Here is a 5,597-nt window from a genome sequence, read left to right on the forward strand (position 1 = left end):
GGCCGGACATCGCCGAGCGTCTGCCGGAGGTGGCCGATCCCGGCGACGGGCAGGTGCCGCAGCGGCGCGACCGGCGCGTCCGGCGACGCGCGGGCGGTCCACTCCTGGAGGCCCGCCATCACCTCGCGCAGCAGCTCGTCGACCTGCCGGTCCCGCGCCGGATCATGGGTGCGCACCTGGCCGGTGATGACGTGGGAGGCGCGCCGCTGGGCGGTCAGCACCTCCTGCACACCCAGCTCCACCCGGCGCCCGATGGCGCTGAGCTCCGCACGCTGGGCGGGGTCCATCAGGCGCGAGAAGGGCTGGACGAGAACCGTGTGCAGTTGGTCGGTGAGGGCGTCGATCCGCTCGGGGTCGCCGAGCAGCCGCAGCGCGCCGGCGAAGGCCCGCCCCTCGCTCGTGGCCTGCATCACGTGCTGTCCGCGCTCGAGGTACTCGCGGAGCACCTCGCCGGTCGGGCGCACGTCGCGGCGCAGGTCGGCGACCACGTCGCGCTGCATCGCCTTGATCGACTCGGCGACCCTCGCGAAGTCCGCCGGCAGTTCACGCGCCAGGTGCACGACGTTCTCGGCCTCCTCGAGCAGCTGCTCGTCGTCGGTCGGCTCGATCCCGGCGCCCTCCTCGAGCGCCGCGATCTCACCGTCCAGGCGCGCCCGCTCCTCGCGGAGGCGCGCCAGGCGGGCCTCCGGGTCGGGCTCGACGTCGGCGGCGAGGCGCTCGACCGCCTCCAACAGCGTGCGCACCCGCGAGTTCGACACGCGGGTGCGACCGCCTCCGGTGCGCCCCGTGATCTCGAGCGCGCTGACGGCGTGGGCGCTGAGGCGGTACACCTCCGCTTCGCCCTCGATCTGCGGCACCAGCCAGCCGACGCGCACCCAGTAGCGGCACACGTCGCGGGCCGTCCCGGTCGGCAGAGCCCGCTCGCCCTCGTCGTAGCCGGCCGAGCGCAGCTCCTCCAGCAGCTCGCCGACCTCGGCGTGCGCGTCGGCGACGGCGACCACCTGCCGGTCGACGGTGAACACGAGCGAGAGGGCGGCGACGACGAAGGGGGCGTAGCGGCCGTGCAGGAGATCGAGCGTCGGGGTCCGGAACGCGCCGAGCGAGCGCAGGTAGGCGGCCTCGGCGCGAGAGTTCGACATCGCCCTCCAGGATAGGCGGCGGGCCGGAGGCGCGCGGACGGCGCACGCCAGCGCTGCGCCGAGCGTGACGCACGGGACGCTGGAGTGTCAGCGACCGCCCTCGATCCACCGCGCGACGAGACCGCCGAAGACCTCCCAATTGGCCGCACGCCCGAGACCAGCGTGGTCGAGGTCGACCGGATCGACACGCAGCCGCCCGTCGATGCGCGCCCGCCACTCGGCATCGCGCCGCGCCGCCGTGTCGGCTCCGACACCCCGCGTCGCCGCCACCAGCAGCGTGTCGGTGTGCGCCGAGACCGTGAGCGGGGGGATCGACAGCCGCAGATGACGCGCGAACGTCGCGATCAGGCGCTCCCGCGCCTCGGCATCGAGGTCGGCCAGCACGGGATCGTCGGCGATGCTGCGCACGAAGCCGGCGACCTGCTCGTCGACCGACGCGTCGGTCTCATCGCCGGCGCCGTCCGCGTAGGCGTCGAGAAGGACGATCGATGCCACCTCGTCGCCGAGCCGAGCGGCGATGACGTGCGCGAGCTGCCCGCCGAACGACCACCCGAGCAGGTGGTACGGCCCGTGCGGACGGACGGCGCGGATCCGCTCGATCTGGTCGGTGACGATGGCCTCCACCGACGTCAGCTCGGGGCCACCCGACAACGCCGGATCCTGCAGCGCGTAGACCGCGTAGCCGGAGTCGAGGTGCCGACAGAGACCGGCGTACGCCCACCCCAGGCCGCCGGCGGGCTGCAGGCAGAAGACCGCCGGGCCCTCGGCGTCGCGCAGGCGCAGAACGGGGGCGAACATCGTCTCGCTGCGCTCGCCCGCCGCCGCGCGCGCGAGGCCCGCGACGGTCGGCGCCCCGTACAGGTCGCGCACGCTCAGGTCGAGGCCCGCCGATGACCGCAGTCGCGAGACGACGCGCACAGCGAGCAGCGAGTGACCGCCGAGCAGGAAGAAGTCGTCGTCGCGGCCCACCTCTCGAGTCCCAGCACCTCCGCCATCGCGTCGGCGATCAAGTACTCGACGTCGCCGATCGGGCGCTGCCTCTCGACGGGCTCGCGCACGGGTTCAGGCAGGGCGCGCACGTCGAGCTTGCCGTTGACGTTCAGCGGCAGCTCGTCGACGGCGGTTACCGTAGCGGGCACGAGATAGTCCGGTAGCCGCGACCGCAGGGCGGCGGTGATCTCGGCGGCCGAGACCGGAGCCCCGTCGGGCACGACGTACGCCGCGAGCTCGGTCCCGTGCGGACTGCGCACGGGCACGACCGCGGCCCGCCGGACCCCGCTGAGCGCGACGAGCGCCGAGGCGATCTCCGCGGGCTCGACGCGGTGCCCACGGATCTTGACCTGGTCGTCGCTGCGCCCGAGGTAGGTGATCAGACCGTCTGAACCGACCATCGCGAGGTCACCCGTGCGGTACATCCGCTGTCCCGGCATCCCGAACGGATCGGCGACGAAACGCTCTGCCGTCAGGTCGCTGCGGCCCAGGTAGCCGCGGGCGAGGCCGACGCCCGACAGGTACAGCTCGCCCGGCACGCCCGGCCGCACCGGGCGGAGGCCGTCGTCGAGCACACGCGCGACCGTTCCCGTGATCGGGCGGCCGACGGTCGACGTGGGGCGCTCGTCGACGTCGGCGCCGAGCGCGTTGATCGTGTACTCGGTCGGGCCGTACAGGTTGTAGCCGTGGACGCCGGGGGCGTCGCGCAGGGCCGTCCACAGAGCGTCGGGCACGGCTTCTCCGCCGAGCGAGACGAAGACGACGCCCGGCCCGTCGACGATGGGGTCGGCGCAGCGTTCGCGAGCGAGCAGCCCCTCGTCGACCAGGACGGCGCCGTAGCTCGGAGTCACATCGAACCCGTCGATCCGGTGGTCGTCGAAGTACGCCAGGAGCGCCCGCGGGTCACGGCGCATGTCGTCGTCGATCACGTGGACGCTGTGGCCTTCGAGCAGCCACAGCAGCTGCTCCCACGAGGCGTCGAAAGCGAACGACGTGGTGTGCGCGATCGCGAGGCGTCGCCTGCCTGCGGCGGCCACCACGGGCGAGAAGATCTCGGCGCGGTGGTTGACGAACATGTTGGTGAGCCCGCGGTAGGGCACCGCGACCCCCTTGGGCTTTCCCGTCGACCCCGACGTGAAGATCACGTACGCGAGGGCGTCGAGCGCGCGCTCGGGCTCGACGAGCGGGCCTCCTCCCGCCGCATCGGGCGGCACCACGCGAACGCCAGAGGGCACCGCGACGGCGAACGCGTCGTCGGCGACGACGACCGCAGGGTCGGCCTCCCGCAGAATGTCGGCCACGCGGGTCGGCGGCAGCGTGGGGTCGATCGGCACGTAGGCCGCGTGGGCGGCGAACACGGCGAACAGCGCGACGATCATGCGCGCATCCCGCGGGAGGTAGAGCGCCACACGCGACTCGGGCCCGATCCCCCGCTCCTGCAGGGCGGTCGCCAGACGCGTGGCGCGGTGGACGAGCTCGGCGAAGGTCCAGCGCACGGGTCCCGCGACGATGGCGAGACCGTCGGGATCGACGAGCGCACGCTGCACGAGCAGCTGCCACACCGTCGCGTCGAGCAGCGCCGCGTCGTCGTCGCTCGGCGTCGCCCCCTCGAGAGCGGCCGCGCCGGTGACGCCCTGGTCGCCGACATCGAGCGCGGCGAGCGCGCCGGTGTGATCGGCGAGTCCCTCAAGCGCCCGCACGAACGCGGAGACGAGGCGCTCGGTCGCGGCATCGGCATCGGCATCACTGGGCCACGAGCCCGGGCGCGACAGGACACGGATGCGCGCACCCGCGCGCTCGTCGCCCGGGTTCACCACGATGGTGAGCGGGTAGTGCGTCGCGTCGCGGACCGTCTGCGCACGGTGACGCAGGGCGCCGTCAGGACCGAGCCGCTCGGTGGGCGGGGTGACGGGGATGTTCTGGAAGACGAACAGGGTGTCGAACAGCTCGCGGTGGCCCGATGCCGCGAGGATCTCCGACAGCGGCACGTCGGGGTGGGCGAGCATCACGCGGCGGAACCGCGTCAGGTCGTCGAGGTGGCTCTGCACGTTCGCGCCGGGGCGGACGCGCACGCGCACCGGGACGGTGTTGAACAGCAGCCCGAGCAGGTCGTCGATGCCCGGGATCTCGGGGGGTCGGCCCGAGGTCACCGTGCCGAAGAGGACGTCGGCGCGACCCGTCTCGTGCCGGAGCGCGAGCGCCCAGGCGAGCTCGTACACCGCGCTGAGCGGCGCGCGTGCCGCCGTGCCCGCGTGCCGCAGCCGCGCGGTCAGGGCCACATCGAGCGTCAGCACGCGCTCGGACGAACGTCGGTCGGCGGTGGGAGCGGAGGAGGAAGGAGCGACCAGGAGAGGCCCCTCGACGCCCGCCAGAACGTCGCCCCACGCCGAGCGCGCAGCGGCCCGATCGCGGGCGGTGAGCCAGGAGACGTACGCCGCATACGGCGGCCCCGACCGCTCGATCGCGGATCCGTGACGGGTGTACTCGTCGAGGATGCCGCGCAAGAACCGCCAGATCGACCAGCCGTCGAGGATCGCGTGCTCGACGGTCAGCACCCACGTGTGCTGCTGACCGTCCGGCGCGGTGAGGAGGCCGAACCTCAGCAGCGGTCCGTCGCCGTCGAAGCCGTGCTCGCGCTGCTGCGCGAGGAACCGCTCGCGGTCCTCGCCCGTGCTCACGTCCCACGCGATGTCCGGCGATCGCGGCACGACGAGCACCGTTCGCTCCCCGACGCGGCGGAAATGGCCCGCGACGTGGGGGTGCTGCGCGATGGTGCGCGCGGCCGCCGCGCGCAGTGCCGCCACGTCGAGCGGGCCCGTCAGCTCGGTGATCGTCTGCGAGAGGTAGACATCGGTGTCGCCCGAGAGGTCGCGGTGGAACAGCAGACCCTCCTGGAGGCCGGTCGCCGGGTGCACCGCGGCCAGCGGCCCCGCCGCCCGCTCGATGTCGCGGATCGCCGCGATTCCGACGCCGGCGGTGTCCTCCACCCGCACCTCTGCGGGACGGACGATCGCGGTGAGCGCGCTCGGCGGCCCGTCGGAGACGACGTCCCGCGCCACGGCTGCGGCGATCGCTCCGGCGAGGGCCGCGGCATCCTGGTGCCCCGCCACCGTCAGCAGCCAGCGGTCGTCGGCGAAGCTCGCGGTCACAGCGACCCGGTCCGGGGAGGGCGCGACCGGCCGCTCGGAGACGTGGATGTCGACGTGCACGTCGGGGCGCACCAGGCCGTCGAAGACCCCCGGGGTGTGCGGGCTGAGCTCGCCGGCGATCGTGAAATCGCGGGCCGCATCGGCCGTGGGCTGGACGATCGCGCCGTCATCGCGGACGAACACCGGGAAAACGCGTCGCCGGACGCCGACCGCCGCGGCGCGGGCGGGGTCGTCACGATCCGGCTCGCCGACCATGGCGAGGACAGGGCCGCGCCCGACCTCGGCCAGGCCCGACAGCACGGCGGTGCGGAACGCGATC

General features: G+C 73.9%; 3 protein-coding genes. All 3 read right to left on the reverse strand.

Annotation, left to right across the window (positions count from 1 at the left end; all coding sequences use genetic code 11):
* On the reverse strand, nt 1–1,139 hold a 1,139-nt coding region (locus tag ACH61_RS13655), incomplete at its 3' end, for a DUF3375 domain-containing protein (RefSeq protein ID WP_068212984.1).
* A gap of 87 nt (nt 1,140–1,226) precedes the next feature.
* The gene (locus ACH61_RS13660; protein ID WP_068212987.1) at nt 1,227–2,108 is read right to left on the reverse strand and encodes an alpha/beta fold hydrolase; all 882 of its coding nucleotides are present in this window, start codon (nt 2,106–2,108) and stop codon (nt 1,227–1,229) included.
* The coding region (locus ACH61_RS13665; RefSeq protein ID WP_068212990.1) for a non-ribosomal peptide synthetase at nt 2,012–5,597 on the reverse strand (3,586 nt) is incomplete at its 5' end. The genes ACH61_RS13660 and ACH61_RS13665, both read right to left, overlap by 97 nt.

The organism is Rathayibacter tanaceti (assembly GCF_001634385.1).
In the GTDB taxonomy this organism is placed as follows: Bacteria; Actinomycetota; Actinomycetes; order Actinomycetales; family Microbacteriaceae; genus Rathayibacter; species Rathayibacter tanaceti.